We start from the raw sequence: 19,469 nt of genomic DNA on the forward strand, positions 1-19,469 counted from the left end.
CCTATTCAATCCCTTTAATTGGGGTAACTATGGCTTTTGCGCCACTTTTATTAATGATGGTTTGAGTAAACGCATCCAATTCTCGAGCTTCTAATTCAAGCACTAGCTCCACCCCATCACTGTATTTTGCTTCTACTTCCTGTACACCAAATTGACCATACAATGATTGTGCTATCGGCATGAAAGCATAGTCTAACTGGAGCTTGACTAATGTGGTGATTTTTTTCTCGATTGTTTGAAGCAGCTTTAATGCTTGTTGTACACCGCCGCCATACGCTTTCACTAACCCACCCGTACCAAGACGAATCCCACCGTAATAACGAGTGACCACAGCACTTATCTCTCCCACTCCAGAGCCTGACAATTGCGCCAGAATCGGTTTGCCTGCCGTGCCTGAGGGCTCGCCATCATCACTAAAACCCCATTGCATTGAATCTTCCGGTCGCCCCGCAACAAAAGCCCAACAGTTATGGCGTGCATCGGGATGTTTTTCTTGATGCTATCGACAAATGTTTTGGCACTTTCAGGATTAGGAGTGTGCGCTAAATAAGTAATGAAATGGCTTTTCTTGATCTCTTCTTCAAAAGTCACCGCCGCCGCGGGAATTAAATAAGGTTTCTGATTCATGATTGGACCGTTGTTCGATAATGAAACAAGTTTATCACGGGCATGGTGTAAACATAGAGTGGAATATCTCAATCACAATGTTAAACACTTGTTTGAAAATTGTATTGAAATTAAGCATTCTCAAGTCCAAACTAAGAGCGAAACAATAGATACCTACAAAAATCCTATAGGAATATCCAGCAACTCGTGCTGAACGATGCTCTTGACGTTGCTTGGGTATAGATTAAATGTCACGGAGATAGACATGATTTACCAAGCCAATAACCTCTATGTAAAGGAAGTGAAACCGAATATCGCCGAGCTATGTTTTAGCTCAGATGGTCCGGTTAACAAACTCGATTTGGCCACGTTGCAATCCTTAGATGCTGCACTGGATGCCATACTTAAAACCAATCACCTACAAGGTCTATTACTCACCACCGACAAAGATGCCTTTATTGTCGGCGCTGATATCACTGAATTTTTGGGTTTATTTGCCTTAGCTGAAAATGAACTCGACCAATGGTTACAAATGGCGAATAAGATCTTCTCCAAACTAGAAGATTTACCTTTCCCAACACTCTCAGCCGTAAAAGGACACACTTTAGGCGGCGGATGTGAGTGTGTACTCGCTACCGACTATCGTATTGGTGACAAAACCACCAGCATAGGGCTTCCCGAAACCAAGCTTGGCATTATGCCTGGATTTGGGGGAAGCGTACGCTTACCTCGATTGATAGGTGCGGATAGCGCAATGGAGATCATTACCCAAGGTAAAGCGTGTCGAGCCAACGAAGCACTTAAAATCGGTTTATTAGATGCGATTGTAGACTCTGATACACTGCTTCAATCTGCTTTAGTCACCTTAGAGCAAGCTATCAATGAGCAATTAGACTGGCGTCAACGTCGTGAACAAAAAACGACAGCACTCAATCTAAGTAAACTCGAAGCGATGATGAGTTTCACCACAGCGAAAGGTCTCGTTGCGCAAAAAGCAGGCCCTCACTACCCAGCCCCAATGTCAGCAGTCAAAGCCATTGAGGAAAGCGCCAACTCAATGCGTAACGAAGCGCTAGATATTGAGCGTAAATACTTTATTCAGCTTGCCAAATCAACTGAAGCTAATGCCTTAGTTGGCTTGTTCCTAAATGATCAATACATTAAGTCTCTAGCCAAAAAATCAGCCAGATACGCAGAAAAAGAGACACAAAGAGCGGCGGTATTGGGCGCTGGAATAATGGGAGGCGGTATCGCCTACCAATCAGCCCTAAAAGGCGTCCCCGTGCTGATGAAAGACATTGCTCAAGCATCACTTGATTTAGGTATGCGTGAAGCATCGAAACTTCTCAACAAACGCCTTGAACGGAGCCGAATTGACGGTTTCAAAATGGCGGGCGTTCTCGCCTCAATTACGCCAAGTTTACATTATGCAGGTATTGAGCAAGCAGACGTCATCGTAGAGGCTGTGGTAGAAAATCCAAAAATTAAAGCAGCGGTATTAAGCGAGGTCGAGCAAAACATCACTGACGATACGGTAATTACTTCCAATACATCAACTATTCCAATCGATGTACTCGCCAAGTCTCTTAAACGACCTGAAAATTTCTGCGGTATGCATTTTTTCAACCCTGTGCATCGTATGCCATTGGTCGAAATTATTCGTGGTGAACAGACTTCCGAAGAGACCATCAATCGGGTGGTGGCCTATGCTGCCAAAATGGGCAAATCGCCAATCGTAGTGAATGACTGCCCTGGATTCTTCGTCAATCGCGTACTTTTTCCATACTTTGGCGGTTTCAGTTTATTGCTTCGAGATGGTGCGGATTTTACTCACATCGATAAAGTAATGGAGCGTCAATTTGGTTGGCCGATGGGGCCCGCTTATCTACTGGATGTAGTCGGGATCGATACAGCCCATCATGCACAAGATGTGATGGCTCAGGGTTTCCCAGACAGAATGGCGAAACAGCAGCGTGATGTTATCGATGTATTGTATGACGCAGGGAAATACGGACAAAAAAATGGTCACGGTTTTTACAGTTACAGCGTTGACCGCAAAGGGAAACCAAAGAAAACCTTCGATCCTGAAATTCTTTCGTCACTCAGTAGCGTGTGTAACGATCCACAACAATTTGATGATCAATCCATCATCGCTCGCACCATGATTCCAATGATCAACGAAGTGGTGTTATGCCTTGAGCAAGGTATTGTTGCCTCGCCGCAAGAAGCAGATATGGCGCTGGTCTATGGCCTGGGATTCCCTCCATTTAGAGGTGGCGTTTTCCGCTATCTCGATACGATTGGACTCAACAATTACATCGAACAAGCAAAAGCGTTTGAAAATTTAGGTGCCATGTACCAAGTACCGCAGCTGCTCATCGATATGGCCGCTAAAAGTGAGTGCTTTTACGCTAGCCAACAAAAAAGTTCAATTTAAGGGGAAATCGAAATGACTATTAAAACCAACAAAGTCGTAGTAGTTGACTGTCTTCGTACCCCAATGGGACGTTCTAAAGGCGGTGCTTATCGACACGTACGTGCGGAAGATTTATCTGCACATTTGATGCAAGGTATTTTGGCTCGCAACCCGCAAGTCGACCCACGCGAAATTGAAGACATCTATTGGGGATGCGTACAACAAACCTTAGAGCAAGGCTTTAATGTCGCACGTAACGCCGCCCTGCTGGCGGGTCTGCCGATTGAAATTGGAGCCGTCACTGTCAACCGTTTGTGTGGCTCATCGATGCAAGCTCTTCATGATGGTACACGAGCAATCATGACCGGTGATGCTGATATCTGTTTAATTGGTGGAGTCGAACATATGGGGCATGTCCCTATGAACCATGGTGTCGATTTCCATCCAGGAATGTCAAAAACCGTGGCCAAAGCTGCAGGGATGATGGGCTTAACCGCGGAAATGCTCGGTAAACTGCATGGCATTAGCCGCGAGCAACAAGACGAGTTTGCCGCTCGTTCTCATGCTAGAGCACAAGCCGCAACAGTAGAAGGCCGTTTCAAAAATGAAATTCTACCAACCCAAGGCCATGCCGAAGACGGCACATTAATCCAACTCGATTATGATGAAGTGATTAGACCGGAGACCAGCGTCGAAGGCTTATCTCAACTACGCCCAGTATTCGACCCAGCTAACGGTACTGTTACTGCCGGAACCTCGTCAGCGCTATCCGATGGCGCATCGGTAATGCTGATCATGAGCGAAGATAAAGCCAAGGAATTGGAGCTACCAATTCGAGCTTATGTGAAGTCAATGGCAATCGCAGGCTGCGACCCATCCATCATGGGTTACGGTCCTGTACCTGCGACGCAAAAAGCGCTCAAACGTGCAGGCCTAACCATTGAGGATATGGATGTAATTGAGCTCAATGAAGCTTTTGCTGCCCAAGCGCTGCCTGTTGCCAAAGATTTAGGGCTGCTGGAAGTTCTCGATGAAAAGGTCAATCTCAATGGCGGTGCAATCGCACTGGGGCATCCGCTAGGTTGCTCAGGTTCACGCATCTCCACAACCTTAATTAATCTTATGGAAGCAAAAGACGCCAAATATGGCTTAGCCACTATGTGTATTGGTTTAGGCCAAGGTATTGCAACCATTTTTGAGCGACCTTAGTGACTACTACTCTGTTACTAAACGCCAGCCTTGCTGGCGTTTTTTTACGAACGCAACCAATCGTTATAAAGCTGCTCACTCGAGCCAAGATAATCCACCATCCACTCGATCATTTTATGATTTTCATCTTTACGCCACACTAAACAACAATGGCTACGTGGATTGGCTTCAGGAAGTAATTTCTCCACCAGCAAATTAGCTTCTATTAATGGTTGAGCGATATGTCTTGGCATATAACCCACTCCTAAACCTTGCTTAAAGCACTCGATCGCACTGTACCAATTAGGCAGCAATAAACGTCGCTGCTGCGGATAATGAACATTATGTCTTTTCGGCAATACGCTAGATGTATCGTCCAAACAAATAGCAGGAAAACGGCTAATCAAATCTTCAGTAAGTACTTGCTCACGTGCACAAGGATGATTTGGTGCCATAACAAATGCCCACTCTAAAATTCCCATTTGCTTTACTTCAAAGTCACCACCGACTGGAATGGCCGCCGTTGCACCTATTACGATATCCGCTCGCCCTTGCGAAATTGCTTCCCACGAGCCGTTATACACTTCCATATTGAGTTGTAACTCAGCATGTTCGAAACGACTATAAAACGCTTCAATCATCGCTTGCATAGGTTCCAAACGCACCACGTTATCTAAAGTAAGTTTGAGTGTTTTTTGCCAACCATGCGCTGCACGTCGAGTTTGCGATTTCACTTCTTCCATTTGACGCAACATCAGGCGCGCTTCGGTAAGAAATACTTCTCCAGCCGGAGTGAGTTCCACCTTTCTTGGTAAACGACGAAACAACACCACATCTAAGTCTTGTTCCATCTGCCGAACGCTATAACTGATGGCTGAAGGTACTTTGTGCAACACCTCTGCCGCAGCAGTAAAACTGCCCAAACGGGCAACCGTGTCGATCATCTTCAGTGAAGAACGAGAAAATACACTCATAACTACCTTTCAAATTTTTGATTGATAACTACAAATATTAACGTTTTATTTTGTCTACTGCCAAAATAGAATGCACTCCTTATCAGACATAGCTTTGAAAACGCTATGGTCACATTTTATTCGTGAATTTTTTTGAAGAATCGATTATGAAAGTCTCTAAACCACAGCTGTTTTATTTATCAGCACTCTCTATGCTTGGCTTTATCGCCACCGACATGTACCTACCAGCATTTAAAATGATGGAAGTCGACTTTGCGACCGGACCTGAACAGATCGCATTGTCACTAACGGTATTTTTAGTGGGTATGGCAAGCGGACAGTTGGTATGGGGTTTAGCATCCGATAAGTTTGGTCATCGCAACACGCTCGCAGTAGGTTTGGCACTCTTTACTATTTCATCATTAGGCTTAGCATTTAGCGATCAAGTATGGCAGCTACTGACGTTGCGCTTTATCCAAGCAATTGGGGTATGTGCACCTGCGGTAATTTGGCAAGCAATGGTCATAAAACGCTACAGCAGCACCAGCCAGCAAATTTTTGCCACTATCATGCCACTGGTTGCGTTATCTCCAGCGCTAGCACCACAACTTGGCGTGTTACTGGCAGACCACTTTGGTTGGCACAGTATCTTTTACGCGCTAACAGTCATGGGTGTGCTACTGGTGGTAGCTACAATGCGTCAGCCACAAGAGCAAGTGGAAGAGAAACAAACTTCGGTTGCTAATGATATTCGCAGCCTACTAAGCTCAAAAACCTACATTGGTAACGTGATGATGTTTGCGACGGCTTCGGCGGCATTCTTTGCTTACCTTACAGGTATGCCTGAAATCATGGCGCAATTAGGTTATGAAGCAAAAGACATTGGTCTAAGCTTCATTCCACAAACCATCGCATTTATGGCTGGTGGTTGGCTAGGCAAAGCAATGGTCAATAAATACGGTGATGAAAAAGTTCTGCGTCAGCTTGTTGCCCTATTTAGTATTGCTTCAATCATGATTTTTACTGCATCACAGTGGGAACTGACCTCGATTTGGCCAATTCTGGCGCCATTTTGCTTAATCGCGGTTGCTAACGGAGCAATGTATCCAATCGTAGTAAACCGCGCATTGGCTAGTGCCAAACAAAGCCCAGCAACCGCAGCAGGCTTACAAAACAGTCTACAAATCAGCGTAAGTAGCTTATCAAGTGCATTAGTCGCCGCCTTGGCAAGCCAAGCGCAAACGGCAACAGGGATTGCGATTGTAATCTGTATGTTTGGTATGTGGATTGGCTATATAGTGGCAAATCGTGAATTGGCACAAAACTTCACTACGCCAGATAATGCACGTGTTGTAAGTGACGAATAATCACCTTAGCTAAATAGACAAAAGCCGCTCAATTGAGCGGCTTTTTTGATTCTAATGATTCGTTATTATTTCTTAACTGGGCGCACCCAACCAGACACTTTACGCTCTTTAGCGCGAGTGATGACTAACTCACCTTCAGCAACATCTTTAGTCAAAGTGGTACCCGCACCGATGGTGGCACCATCAGCAATAGTCACTGGGGCAATTAACTGGCTGTCAGAACCAACAAACACATCATCACCAATAATGGTTTTAAATTTATTCGCACCATCGTAGTTACAAGTAATGACACCTGCACCAACGTTGACTCGCTGACCAATTTCCGCGTCACCTAAATAAGTAAGATGATTCGCTTTTGAACCTTCACCAAGGCGCGCATTCTTCACTTCAACAAAGTTACCTACATGCGCATCATTACGCAGTTCAGCCCCTGGTCGAAGACGAGTAAATGGGCCAACCGTACATTCTTCACCGACGGTCGCACCTTCGATCACACTGTATGGACGAACGATAGTGTTATCATCGATTTCACAATCTTTCAGCACACAACCTGCACCGATACGTACATTATCACCTAAAGATACAGAACCTTCGATAATAACGTTCACATCAATTTCAACGTCCAAACCACATTGCAATTCACCACGCAAATCAAAACGTGCAGGGTCACGTAACATCACACCTTGTTCAAGTAGCTTCTGTGCTTGCATACCTTGGTATGCACGCTCTAAACGAGCCAACTGAGCGCGATCATTCACCCCTTCAACCTCAATTGGGTTGACTGGATGAACCGCTTCTACCGCACGACCTTCTTGGTGCGCAGCCGCAATAACGTCGGTTAGGTAATATTCACCTTGAGCGTTATTGTTGTTTAGGCCAGATAGCCAACGTTTTAGATCCCCACCGGTCGCAACCATGACGCCTGTGTTGATCTCTTTAATCAGTTTTTGTTCGTCAGTCGCATCTTTTTGCTCAACGATTGCCACCACTGGGCCATTACGACGCACAATACGGCCATAACCCATTGGGTTATCCAGTACCACGGTCAAAAGTGCAATACCGCCATTTGGCTGCGCATCTAATAGGCTTTCAATCGTCTCTGAAGAGATCAGTGGTACATCTCCGTAAAGCACAAGGATCTTCTCATCGTCTTCAAATTGAGGAGAGGCTTGATCCACTGCGTGACCGGTACCTAACTGATCGGCTTGTAACACCCAACTTACTTGCTCATCAGCAAGTGCTGCTTGCATTTGATCACCGCCGTGACCATAAACTAAGTGAATGTTTTGCGCCCCTAACCCAGAGCATGTATCAATCACATGCTTCACCATTGGCTTACCTGCTAACGTATGCAGTACCTTTGGCATGTTGGAGTACATACGGGTTCCTTTTCCCGCAGCAAGGATAACGGCACTAAATTTCATTACTTTACCTATCACGTCGTTGTTCTGAATTTGCGGCTTATTGTAATCCGCTAAATATGAATAGTTAACGCTGATCTACAATTTCTGTAGATAAACAGACAAAAAGGCGGTCATAAAGACCGCCTTTTTCAGAAATGAAACACCTTTAATATCGATTAACGGCGTTTCTTCGTCAGCTCGATAACTCGAAGCTGAGCAATGGCTTTAGCCAGTTCGCTAGCCGCTTGTGCGAAGTCCATATCGCCGTGCTGGTTCTGAATATTCTCTTCAGCGCGACGTTTAGCTTCTTCTGCCTTAGCTGCGTCTAGATCTTCGCCACGGATAGCCGTATCAGCCAGTACAGTCGCTGTACCAGGTTGAACTTCTACCATACCACCAGAGACATAAATGAACTCTTCGTGGCCGTTTTGCATCAAAATACGCACCATACCAGGCTTGATAGCGGTCAGCAGCGGAGTGTGGCCATGGAAAATACCTAGCTCACCTTCGCTACCAGTCACCTGGAACGTTTCAATTAAGCCAGAGAACAATTTTTTCTCTGCACTTACCACGTCTAGATGAAAGGGGATTGCTGCCATATCGCCTCCTAGTTAGCCTTATAGCTTCTTAGCATTCTCAATCGCATCGTCAATCGTACCGCAGTACATGAACGCTTGCTCTGGAATGTCATCGTATTCACCAGCTAGTAGACCACGGAAGCCACGTAGAGTCTCTTTAAGAGGTACGTATACGCCTGGGTCACCTGTAAATACTTCCGCTACGTGGTAAGGCTGAGTCAAGAAACGCTCAATCTTACGTGCACGAGATACAACTTGCTTATCTGCTTCAGATAGCTCGTCCATACCTAGGATCGCGATGATATCTTTCAGCTCTTTGTAGCGCTGAAGTGTTTGCTGAACGCCACGAGCCACATCATAGTGTTCTTGACCAACAACCAATGGGTCAAGCTGACGAGATGTAGAATCTAGTGGGTCAATCGCTGGGTATAGACCCATCGCTGCGATGTTACGGTTAAGTACAACCGTTGCATCCAAGTGCGCGAACGTTGTTGCTGGAGATGGGTCAGTCAAGTCATCCGCAGGTACGTATACCGCCTGTACAGACGTGATAGAACCTTGACGAGTTGATGTGATACGTTCCTGTAGAACACCCATTTCTTCTGCTAGCGTTGGCTGGTAACCTACCGCTGAAGGCATACGACCTAGAAGTGCCGAAACTTCAGTACCCGCAAGTGTGTAACGGTAGATGTTATCGATGAACAGCAGTACGTCACGACCTTCGTCACGGAAACGCTCTGCCATTGTTAGACCAGTCAATGCAACACGTAGACGGTTGCCTGGTGGCTCGTTCATCTGACCATAAACCATCGCTACTTTAGATTCTTCTGGCTTCTCAACGTTAACAACGCCCGCTTCCTGCATTTCGTAGTAGAAGTCGTTACCCTCACGAGTACGCTCACCTACACCGGCAAATACTGAAAGACCAGAGTGTTGTAGTGCGATGTTGTTGATAAGTTCCATCATGTTAACGGTCTTACCTACACCTGCACCACCGAATAGACCGATTTTACCACCCTTAGCAAATGGACAAACTAGGTCGATTACTTTAACACCCGTTTCTAGAAGTGCTGTTTCGTTTGATTGCTCTTCGTAGCTTGGCGCTTCACGGTGGATAGAGTAAAGCTCTTCCGCACCGATTTCGCCACGCTCGTCAATCGCGTCACCTAGAACGTTCATGATACGACCTAGGGTTTTAGTACCTACTGGTACTGAAATTGGAGCGCCAGTATTTACAACTTCAACTCCGCGACGTAAACCATCTGAGCTACCCATTACGATACAACGAACTACGCCACCGCCTAGCTGTTGTTGAACTTCAAGAACTAGACGCTCTTTTGAGTCCGTTACGTTTAGAGCGTCATATACACTAGGTACTTCGCTCTGTGGGAACTCTACGTCGACTACCGCACCGATGATCTGTACGATCTTACCTGTAGCCATCGTTAATCCTCTAAACTATTTCGTTTAACCTAAACTTAAACCGCAGCAGCGCCGCCAACGATTTCTGACAGTTCTTGAGTAATCGCCGCCTGACGGGCTTTGTTGTACACAAGTTCTAAATCTTCAATCAAGTTGGTCGCGTTATCGGTTGCAGCTTTCATCGCAATCATTCGGGCTGCTTGCTCACAAGCAAGGTTTTCTACCACACCTTGGTAAACCTGAGACTCTACGTAACGCACTAAAAGTGTGTCCAATAGAGGTTTTGGTTCAGGCTCATAGATGTAGTCCCATGAGTGCTCACGCTGCATCTCTTCGCTGTCCGATTTAGGCAAAGGTAGCAATTGATCGATCGTTGGTTGTTGAATCATGGTGTTTACAAACTTGTTGAAAACCACATATAGACGATCCAATTCACCTTCATCGTATTTCTTTAGCATTACGCTTACAGAACCGATTAGGTCTTCGAGGCTAGGGCTATCACCCAAACCAGAAACCTGAGCAGCTACTTTAGCGCCGCTGTTTTTGAAAAAGCTGGTTGCCTTTGAACCTACAACGGCAAGTTCAATCTCTGCACCTTTTTCTTTCCAAGCTTGCATGTCTAATAGTGCTTTCTTGAACGCATTAATGTTCAAGCCGCCACACAAGCCACGGTCTGTAGAAACGATGATGTAACCAACACGCTTAGCTTCACGCTCCTCTAGGTACGGATGACGGTACTCTAGATTCGCATTTGCCACATGACCGATCACTTTACGCATTGTTTCAGCGTATGGACGAGAAGCTTCCATTGCATCTTGAGAACGACGCATTTTTGAAGCTGCTACCATTTCCATCGCTTTCGTAATTTTCTGCGTGCTTTTAACACTACCGATTTTATTACGTATCTCTTTTGCGCCGGCCATCGTTACTCTCCATTAGTTGGTGGCATTACTGCCACCGACCTATTACCAAGTTTGGGTTGCTTTGAAGTCGTCAGTCAGTTGCTTAAACTGAGCTTCGATTTCATCGTTGTAAGCACCCGTCTTGTCGATCTCAGCTGCAAGTTCAGCGTATTGACCGCGAGCGTACGATAGTAGAGCCGCTTCGAAATCTAGCAGTTTGCTTAGTTCAACATCTGCTAGGTAACCGCGCTCTGCCGCGAAGATTACTAGTGCTTGGTCAAATACTGAGAATGGCACATATTGCTTCTGCTTCATTAGCTCAGTTACTTTTTGACCGTGGTCTAGCTGTTTCTTCGTTGCGTCATCAAGATCAGACGAGAACTGTGCGAATGCCGCTAGTTCACGATACTGAGCTAGTGCAGTACGGATACCGCCTGATAGCTTCTTGATGATTTTCGTCTGTGCCGAACCACCTACACGAGATACTGAGATACCAGGGTCAACCGCTGGACGAACACCTGCGTTGAATAGCTCAGTTTGTAGGAAGATCTGACCGTCAGTAATCGAGATTACGTTTGTCGGTACGAATGCTGAAACGTCACCCGCTTGAGTTTCGATGATAGGAAGAGCAGTTAGAGAACCAGTCTTACCTTTCACTTCACCGTTAGTGAAACGCTCTACGTACTCTTCGTTTACACGAGCTGCACGCTCTAGTAGACGCGAGTGAAGGTAGAATACGTCACCTGGGAATGCCTCACGGCCTGGTGGACGTTTAAGTAGTAGAGAGATCTGACGGTAAGCTACCGCTTGTTTAGATAGATCATCGTAAACAATCAGTGCGTCTTCGCCGCGATCGCGGAAGTATTCACCCATTGCACAACCTGCGTAAGGCGCTAGGTATTGCAATGCCGCAGATTCAGAAGCTGATGCCACAACCACGATAGTGTTTGCTAGTGCACCGTGCTCTTCTAGTTTGCGTACTACGTTAGCGATGGTAGAAGCTTTCTGACCAATTGCTACGTAAATAGAGTAAATACCAGAGTTTTTCTGGTTGATAATTGCATCGATCGCCATTGCTGTTTTACCAGTTTGGCGGTCACCGATGATAAGTTCACGCTGACCACGACCGATTGGAATCATTGAGTCAACTGACTTATAACCAGTTTGCACAGGCTGATCTACCGATTTACGGTCGATTACACCTGGTGCAATCACTTCTACAGGTGAAGTTAGTTTCGCTTCGATTGGACCTTTACCATCGATAGGCTCACCTAGTGTGTTCACTACGCGACCTAGAAGTTCCGGACCAACTGGCACTTCAAGAATGCGGCCAGTACCTGTAACTTTCATGCCTTCCTTAAGGTCAGCATATGGGCCCATTACTACTGCACCTACCGAGTCACGCTCAAGGTTAAGTGCTAGCGCATAACGGCCACCCGGTAATTCAATCATTTCACCTTGCATCACGTCCGCTAGGCCGTGAATGCGGATGATACCATCGCTTACCGATACGATAGTACCTTCATTGCGAGCTTCACTAACAACTTCGAATGATTCGATGCGCTGTTTGATCAGATCGCTAATTTCCGTGGAATTAAGTTGCATGCTCCAATCCCCATTAAGACTGCAATGCATCGCTCAGGCGGTTCAAACGACCACGCGCTGAGTTATCGATGATTAGGTCTCCGGCTCGAATTATTACCCCACCAAGTAGGGCCTCGTCTACACTGCAATTCAGCTTCACTTTGCGCGCTAAACGCTGCTCAAGTTTGCTACCGATATTTGCTAGCTGCTCATCAGAAAGTTCAGTTGCTGAAGTAATTTCAACATCGATTTCTTTCTCATGCTCTTTCTTCAATGCGAAGAATTGCTGACAAACATCAGGAATAGCCTTTAGTCGACCATTCTCAGCCATCACCTTCAAAAGGTTCTGACCGTGTGCATCCACTTGCTCGCCACAAACTGCAACAAAAATTTCTGCTAACTTGTCGGCAGACATAGAGCTTGCAAGAAGCTCTTTTACTTGTGCGTTTTGCGCGACTTCAGCGGCGAAAGATAACATTTGACCCCATTGGTCTAGTTGGTCTTTCTCCACAGCAAAGTCGAATGCTGCTTTAGCATAGGGGCGTGCGATTGTAGTCAAATCAGACATATGCGCCCCCAGACTTAAAGTTTTGCAGTAATGTTGTCGAGAATATCTTTATGCGCATCTTTATCGATAGAGCGCTCAAGGATTTTCTCAGCACCAGCGACAGCCAGAGTTGCAACTTGTTTGCGCAGTTCATCACGCGCGCGGTTGCGTTCAGCTTCTAGTTCAGCTTCAGCTTGATTAAGGATGTTCTGGCGTTCAACCTGAGCTTCCTCGCGAGCTTCATCTAGAATTTGAGCTTTACGCTTATTAGCTTGCTCAATGATCTCAGATGCTGTGCGTTTCGCTTCTTTCAACTGATCAGAAGCGTTGGCTTGTGCTAGATCCAAGTCTTTTGCAGCTCGTTCTGCCGCTTGTAGACCGTCAGCAATTTTTTTCTGACGCTCTTCAATCGCATTCATCAATGGTGGCCATACATACTTCATGCAGAACCACACAAAGAGTGCGAACGAGATTGCTTGACCTAGCAGAGTTGCGTTCATATTCACAACAGCTACCCCTCTATTTGGACTTAGTGTTAATCAATGGCAAATCGAAATTTACCCTTCGCAATAAGTGATTAACCTAGTTGACCAACGAATGGGTTTGCGAAAGTGAATAGTAGCGCGATTACGATACCGATCATTGGAACCGCATCAAGTAGACCAGCGATGATGAACATCTTAACTTGTAGCATAGGAGCCATTTCTGGTTGACGTGCTGCACCTTCAAGGAATTTACCACCTAGAAGTGCGAAACCAATCGCTGTACCAAGAGAAGCAAGACCGACGATAATACCTACGGCGATTGCAGAAAAGCTCAGTAAAGTTTCCATTACTATCTCCAATTTATAGTTGTTGGCTTAGTGCCCAAATAAAAAGCTTAAAAAAATTAATGATCACTGTCTTCGTGCGCCATTGACAGGTAAACAATTGTCAACATCATAAACACGAAAGCTTGAATCGTAATAACCAAGATATGGAAAATTGCCCACGGTAGTGAACCCATCCATTGTAAGTACCATGGCAGCATTGCTGCACAAAGAATGAATACAACCTCACCTGCGAACATGTTACCGAATAGACGCATACCAAGTGATAGTGGTTTAGCCAATAGCGATACCACTTCAATCAATAGGTTAAACGGAATCATTACAGGGTGATTAAACGGATGTAATGCCAATTCCTTTGCAAAGCCCCCTAGACCTTTCACTTTGATGCTGTAGTAAATCATCAACGCAAACACGCCTAGAGCCATAGCCATGGTGATATTCACATCAGCAGACGGTACCACTTTTAAGTAAGGGATTCCGAGCCAATGCTCAGCTGGGTATGGTAAGAAGTCGATAGGAACTAAGTCCATCACGTTCATCAAAAATACCCAACAAAAGATAGTTAGTGCTAAAGGTGCAATCAGAGGGTTGCGTCCATGGAACGTATCTTTGACGTTTTCCGCGACAAATTCTACGATCATTTCAACAGCACACTGAAGCTTACCCGGTACACCTACTGTTGCTTTCTTCGCTACTTTGTAAAAAATTCCAAGGAAAATTAAACCAGTAAACCAAGAAAAAAACAGGCTATCGATATGTACGTTCCAGAAACTTGCTTCTTCCACCCAGCCAAACTTTCCAAATGAAAGGTTTGAAAGGTGGTGAGCAATATATCCGGATTGTGTTAGCGCTTCACCTGGCGCAGCCATAACTCATCCTATTTTTTGTTGTTAATGAATAGCACTGGCGCACAGATATTAATACCTAGAGCCAGTAAATAGGTTAGTTTTAGGGGAACAAGTTCCACCTGCATATACATGTAGACAAATGAGAACAACACCACTGTGATGAGAATCTTAAGTACTTCTCCGGTGTAGAAGGAAACCGCCACTTTCTTTGCTGCACGCGCCCCACTAAACATGAAAGCACACCAAGCAAATACAGCATTGGCAACGACAAAAATGCCGCCGCCAATCAGCGCAGAAATTCCCCAATTAACACTCACAGTTGCAGCCATTCCAACTGCCACTAACGCAACCGCGCTGAGCTGGATCACTAACAATTGCTTGGCAAGCTCTCGTCCGGGTCTAGCTAACGCCGTTACCATGTATTCATACCTCTAGTAAAATCCACAGCGTTACTTCCTAGATGCTGGGGAAATTGAAAAAATTATACGGTGAGTCGAATTGAATGCAATGAAAATACCGCAAAAAGTTACAATTCTGTTTACAAACCGACAACTTTTACACAAAACCAAATTTTATAAAATTTGATTAAGATCAATTATCTCATTTAGTTCTGCAATTTTGTAATTAATTGCAGAAATATTTGAGGCTCATCTATATTTATCGTTATTTTTGCCTTACCTGATTTCGAGCGTACAATTGCAACTTTAGCCCCCAATGTTTCACTCAATTTCTGTGACATTTGTAGAGCTTCTTCGTCTTTAGTTGCATTTTCTGGCTCAACTACCGGATTCAGGCATTTTTTCACCAATTGCTCAGTTTGACGCACGGTCATTTGCTTGCTCACAACTTGCTGCGCAATCACAACTTGTTGCTCTTCCTGCAAAGCCAACAGTGCACGAGCATGACCCATTTCTAACTGTTTTTGCGCCACCAACTCTTTGACTTCGTCTTCCAGTTGGTTCAAACGCAAAATATTAGTCACACTGGTGCGTGATTTACCAATCACATCCGCCACCTGCTGGTGGGTCAAACTAAACTCTTGTTGTAGACGTTCTAATGCTTGCGCTTCTTCGATCGCATTAAGATCTTCACGCTGAATATTCTCGATCAATGCCATAGCGATCGCTTCACGATCATCTACTTTTTTGATCAAACACGGGACTTTATTCAGTCCCGCTTTGCGCGCAGCACGCCAACGGCGTTCACCCGCAATAATTTCAAACTTGTCGATGCCAATTTGGCGTACCACGATCGGCTGAATAATGCCTTGTGACTGAATTGATGCAGCCAATTCTTCCAGCGCTTCCGCTTCCATCCCTTTACGAGGTTGGTAAACGCCAGTTTGTAGCTGATTAACGTTAAGTTCCGTTAACTGGCCATTGCCTGATAGCTCTTGGCTAAAATTCACGGCCTGCTGGCGCTCTCTCGCCAACGAACTGGTTGAAAGGAGCGCATCAAGCCCTTTACCTAAACCACGTTTAGACATGAATTTATGTTCCTTAAGTTAGTTTTATGCAGGTACTTCTTCTCGACGAAGCATCTCTCCCGCTAAGGCTAAATAAGCCTTTGAACCAGCGGAATGCTTGTCATAGTACATAGCAGGCTTACCATAACTTGGCGCTTCTGCTAAACGAACGTTGCGAGGAATAACGGTGCGGTACACTTTACTACCAAAGTGCTTTTTGAGTTGATCTGAAACTTCATTAGATAGCCGGTTTCGAGGATCGTACATGGTACGCAGCAAGCCCTCAATCTTGAGGTTCTCGTTAACTACAGCGGCTAGTTTGCTAATGGTGTCCATTAACGCAGTTAAACCTTCAAGTGCAAAATATTCGCACTGCATTGGCACTAACACAGAGTCTGCTGCGGCCATCGCATTGATTGTAAGAAGGTTTAGAGAAGGAGGACAATCGATAAAGATGAAATCATAGTTATCGCGAACCGACAGTAAAGCCTGCTTTAATCGCACCTCTCGTGCGAACACTTCCATCAGTTTTATCTCGGCCGCAGTGACATCACCATTCGCTGCAATCAAGTCATAGTGACCGGTGGTTTTGGTGATCACCACATCTTTAAACGGCACTTCTTCCACGAGAAGCTCATATGCGGTGGCGTCCACTTGATACTTGTCGACACCACTCGCCATGGTAGCGTTACCCTGAGGGTCAAGATCGATAACCAATACCTTGCGTTTCGTCGCGGCCATTGAGGCTGCTAAGTTAATACAAGTCGTTGTTTTCCCAACACCGCCTTTTTGATTGGCAATGGCTACAATTTTACCCACGATCTACCTCGCTATTATTCCTTGCGCGATAAGATTACTAGATGACGCTCACCTTCTAACTGAGGAACTTTCAAAGGTTTGATATCGGTCACACAACACCATTCAGGTAGTTCAGCAATCTCATCCTGTGATAATTGCCCCTTGAGTGCTAAGAAACGGCCTGTGTCTGCTTTCGGTAAATGATGACACCACTCGACCATATCAACCATAGAGGCAAATGCTCGGCTTAGTACACCATCAAACTTATCTTCAAGTTGATACTCTTCAACGCGACTTTGAATCGGGGTCACGTTTTCGATTTTCAGTTCATGAACCACTTGCTTGATGAAGCGAATTCGCTTACCCAAGCTATCAAGCAGGTGAAATTCTCTCTCTGGATTCATGATCGCAAGTGGAATACCCGGTAAACCAGGACCTGTACCCACATCGATAAAGCGCTCACCTTGAAGGTGAGTGCTAACAATGATGCTATCAAGAATATGTTTCACTAACATTTCTTGTGGATCGCGAACCGAGGTTAGGTTGTATGCTTTATTCCACTTGTTAAGCAGTTCAACATAACCCACCAACTGTTCACGCTGACGCTCAGAAACAGTTAAATCGGTTTGAGCAATCAGTTCATCAAGCTTTTGACGCAAAACAGACATTAGGCTTCCTCACCCTTCTTCAGTAAACCTTGTTTTTTCAGGTGAACCAGCAGGATAGAGATCGCTGCAGGTGTGATACCAGAAATACGCGACGCAATACCAATCGATTCAGGTTTCGCTTCAGACAGCTTAAGTACCACTTCGTTCGACAAACCACTCACTTGTTTGTAATCCAAGTCAGCTGGCAGTTTAGTATTTTCATGACGCAGTGATTTTTCAATCTCATCTTGCTGACGCTTGATGTAGCCTTCGTATTTTACTTGAATTTCAACTTGCTCTGCCGCTTGTTGATCTTCTAGCGCTGGCTGGAATGCTGCTAGTTGAGTGAGTTGCTCGTATGAGATCTCTGGACGACGCAATAGATCTTCTCCGCTTGCTTCACGCGCCATTGGCGCTTTCAGCAATGCGTTTAGCTCATCGATACCCGCCGATTTTGGATTCATCCACGTTTCTTTAAGGCGTTGACGCTCTTTTTCCATGTTGTCGATCTTCTCATTGAAACGACTCCAACGAGCATCATCAATCAAGCCAAGTTCACGTGCTTTTTCGGTCAAACGTAAATCGGCATTGTCTTCACGCAGTAATAAACGGTATTCGGCACGTGAGGTAAACATACGGTACGGTTCTTTAGTACCCATCGTTGATAGATCGTCAATCAGTACACCCACGTATGCTTGGTCACGACGAGGGCTCCAGCCTTCTTTGTCTTGACTGTACAAGCTTGCATTTAGACCCGCCATCAAGCCTTGTGCTGCAGCTTCTTCGTAGCCAGTTGTGCCGTTAATTTGGCCAGCAAAGAACAGACCTGAAATAAATTTGTTTTCGTACGTGGTTTTCAAATCACGTGGATCGAAGAAATCGTACTCAATCGCATAACCTGGACGAACGATGTGTGCATTTTCAAAACCTTTCATTGAGCGAACGATCTGTACCTGCACATCAAATGGCAAACTGGTTGAGATACCATTTGGATACAACTCAGTTGTGGTCAGGCCTTCCGGCTCAATAAAGATTTGGTGGCTGTTTTTATCCGCAAAACGCATTACTTTGTCTTCAATTGAAGGACAGTAACGCGGACCAATACCTTCAATCACCCCTGCATACATCGGGCTGCGATCAAGGTTATTGCGAATCACTTCGTGCGTGCGTTCGTTGGTATGAGTAATAAAACACGGAATCTGACGCGGATGTTGCGTACGGTTACCCATGAATGAGAACACCGGTGTTGGATTGTCACCGTGCTGTGCTTCTAACACTGAAAAATCAACACTGTTGGCATCGATACGTGGCGGTGTACCTGTTTTTAAACGATCAACGCGCAGTGGAAGTTCACGCAGGCGATTTGCCAATGCGATCGACGGTGGATCGCCCGCGCGACCGCCAGATGAACTTTCCATACCAATGTGGATCTTACCACCAAGGAAAGTACCTACCGTCAAGACCACCGCTTTAGCGCGGAATTTAAGTCCCATTTGGGTAACGACACCCACAGCGTGATCATTTTCGACAATCAGATCATCAACCGCTTGTTGGAACAAAGTTAGATTTGGCGTGTTTTCTAAAACATTGCGTACATACGCTTTGTATAACGCGCGATCTGCTTGGGCACGAGTCGCTCGTACGGCAGGACCTTTAGATGCGTTTAAAGTACGAAATTGAATACCAGCGTGGTCAATAGCTTGTGCCATCAAACCGCCCATAGCATCAACTTCCTTCACTAGGTGCCCCTTACCAATACCGCCAATAGCAGGGTTACAAGACATTTGACCTAGCGTGTCAATATTATGAGTAAGTAAGAGGGTTTTTTGCCCTGTACGCGCTGATGCGAGTGCGGCTTCCGTTCCTGCGTGACCGCCACCAACAACGATGACGTCAAAGTTTTCGTGATAAAGCAT

The 19,469-nt window shown here is 45.4% G+C and carries 18 protein-coding genes and 1 pseudogene; 3 read left to right on the plus strand and 16 right to left on the minus strand.

Annotated elements, in window-relative coordinates:
- Position 1: 1 nt before the first annotated feature.
- A pseudogene (locus Vt282_RS13700) lies at positions 2-627 on the minus strand (YigZ family protein).
- Positions 628-871: 244 nt separating this feature from the next.
- Between Vt282_RS13700 and fadB the strand changes: the two are divergent.
- Positions 872-3,043 carry a fatty acid oxidation complex subunit alpha FadB gene (gene fadB, locus Vt282_RS13705; RefSeq protein ID WP_162063637.1) on the plus strand — a complete coding sequence of 724 codons (2,172 nt, stop codon included), beginning with the start codon at positions 872-874 and terminating at the stop codon, positions 3,041-3,043.
- Positions 3,044-3,055: 12 nt separating this feature from the next.
- On the plus strand, positions 3,056-4,231 hold the full coding sequence (gene fadA, locus Vt282_RS13710) for an acetyl-CoA C-acyltransferase FadA (RefSeq protein WP_162063638.1): 1,176 nt from the start codon (positions 3,056-3,058) through the stop codon (positions 4,229-4,231).
- A gap of 44 nt (positions 4,232-4,275) precedes the next feature.
- Here fadA and punR read toward each other — a convergent pair whose 3' ends face one another.
- The gene (gene punR / locus Vt282_RS13715) at positions 4,276-5,184 is read right to left on the minus strand and encodes a DNA-binding transcriptional activator PunR (protein WP_162063639.1); all 909 of its coding nucleotides are present in this window, start codon (positions 5,182-5,184) and stop codon (positions 4,276-4,278) included.
- 146 nt (positions 5,185-5,330) lie between these two features.
- On the opposite strand from punR, the gene punC reads away from it, so the two are divergent.
- A complete protein-coding gene (gene punC / locus Vt282_RS13720) occupies positions 5,331-6,530 on the plus strand; it encodes a purine nucleoside transporter PunC (protein WP_162063640.1) in 1,200 nt (399 codons plus the stop codon).
- Between the two features lie 65 nt (positions 6,531-6,595).
- On the opposite strand, the gene glmU is transcribed toward punC, so the two are convergent.
- The 14 genes from glmU to mnmG form a co-directional block, all read right to left on the minus strand.
- A complete protein-coding gene (gene glmU, locus Vt282_RS13725) occupies positions 6,596-7,954 on the minus strand; it encodes a bifunctional UDP-N-acetylglucosamine diphosphorylase/glucosamine-1-phosphate N-acetyltransferase GlmU (RefSeq protein ID WP_162063641.1) in 1,359 nt (452 codons plus the stop codon).
- A gap of 155 nt (positions 7,955-8,109) precedes the next feature.
- A complete protein-coding gene (locus Vt282_RS13730; protein ID WP_162045253.1) occupies positions 8,110-8,532 on the minus strand; it encodes a F0F1 ATP synthase subunit epsilon in 423 nt (140 codons plus the stop codon).
- 18 nt (positions 8,533-8,550) lie between these two features.
- Positions 8,551-9,954, minus strand: coding sequence for a F0F1 ATP synthase subunit beta (gene atpD / locus Vt282_RS13735; protein ID WP_162045252.1), 1,404 nt, complete (start codon positions 9,952-9,954; stop codon positions 8,551-8,553).
- A 35-nt stretch (positions 9,955-9,989) separates the two neighbouring features.
- Positions 9,990-10,856, minus strand: a complete 867-nt coding sequence (gene atpG, locus Vt282_RS13740; RefSeq protein ID WP_162045251.1) for a F0F1 ATP synthase subunit gamma — start codon at positions 10,854-10,856, stop codon at positions 9,990-9,992.
- A gap of 42 nt (positions 10,857-10,898) precedes the next feature.
- Entirely contained in the window at positions 10,899-12,440 is a 1,542-nt protein-coding gene (atpA, locus tag Vt282_RS13745) for a F0F1 ATP synthase subunit alpha (protein ID WP_162063642.1), read from the minus strand.
- A 13-nt stretch (positions 12,441-12,453) separates the two neighbouring features.
- Positions 12,454-12,987, minus strand: coding sequence for a F0F1 ATP synthase subunit delta (gene atpH / locus Vt282_RS13750; RefSeq protein ID WP_162045249.1), 534 nt, complete (start codon positions 12,985-12,987; stop codon positions 12,454-12,456).
- Between the two features lie 14 nt (positions 12,988-13,001).
- Positions 13,002-13,472, minus strand: coding sequence for a F0F1 ATP synthase subunit B (atpF, locus tag Vt282_RS13755; protein WP_114767296.1), 471 nt, complete (start codon positions 13,470-13,472; stop codon positions 13,002-13,004).
- Between the two features lie 71 nt (positions 13,473-13,543).
- Positions 13,544-13,798: a F0F1 ATP synthase subunit C gene (atpE, locus tag Vt282_RS13760; RefSeq protein ID WP_002540812.1), complete on the minus strand. Its 255-nt coding sequence runs from the start codon at positions 13,796-13,798 to the stop codon at positions 13,544-13,546.
- A 56-nt stretch (positions 13,799-13,854) separates the two neighbouring features.
- Complete coding sequence (gene atpB / locus Vt282_RS13765) at positions 13,855-14,664, minus strand: F0F1 ATP synthase subunit A (RefSeq protein ID WP_075648145.1); 810 nt, start codon at positions 14,662-14,664, stop codon at positions 13,855-13,857.
- Between the two features lie 8 nt (positions 14,665-14,672).
- Positions 14,673-15,062 carry a F0F1 ATP synthase subunit I gene (locus tag Vt282_RS13770; protein ID WP_162045248.1) on the minus strand — a complete coding sequence of 130 codons (390 nt, stop codon included), beginning with the start codon at positions 15,060-15,062 and terminating at the stop codon, positions 14,673-14,675.
- A gap of 185 nt (positions 15,063-15,247) precedes the next feature.
- Entirely contained in the window at positions 15,248-16,129 is an 882-nt protein-coding gene (locus tag Vt282_RS13775; protein WP_162063643.1) for a ParB/RepB/Spo0J family partition protein, read from the minus strand.
- Positions 16,130-16,153: 24 nt separating this feature from the next.
- The gene (locus Vt282_RS13780; RefSeq protein WP_162045247.1) at positions 16,154-16,927 is read right to left on the minus strand and encodes a ParA family protein; all 774 of its coding nucleotides are present in this window, start codon (positions 16,925-16,927) and stop codon (positions 16,154-16,156) included.
- A gap of 14 nt (positions 16,928-16,941) precedes the next feature.
- Positions 16,942-17,574 (minus strand): 16S rRNA (guanine(527)-N(7))-methyltransferase RsmG, encoded by a 633-nt coding sequence (rsmG, locus tag Vt282_RS13785; protein ID WP_162045246.1) that lies wholly within the window; start codon positions 17,572-17,574, stop codon positions 16,942-16,944.
- Complete coding sequence (gene mnmG, locus Vt282_RS13790; protein ID WP_162045245.1) at positions 17,574-19,469, minus strand: tRNA uridine-5-carboxymethylaminomethyl(34) synthesis enzyme MnmG; 1,896 nt, start codon at positions 19,467-19,469, stop codon at positions 17,574-17,576. Before mnmG ends, rsmG begins: the two co-directional genes overlap by 1 nt.

The sequence above is a fragment of the Vibrio taketomensis genome, assembly GCF_009938165.1.
GTDB classification, from domain to species: domain Bacteria; phylum Pseudomonadota; class Gammaproteobacteria; order Enterobacterales; family Vibrionaceae; genus Vibrio; species Vibrio taketomensis.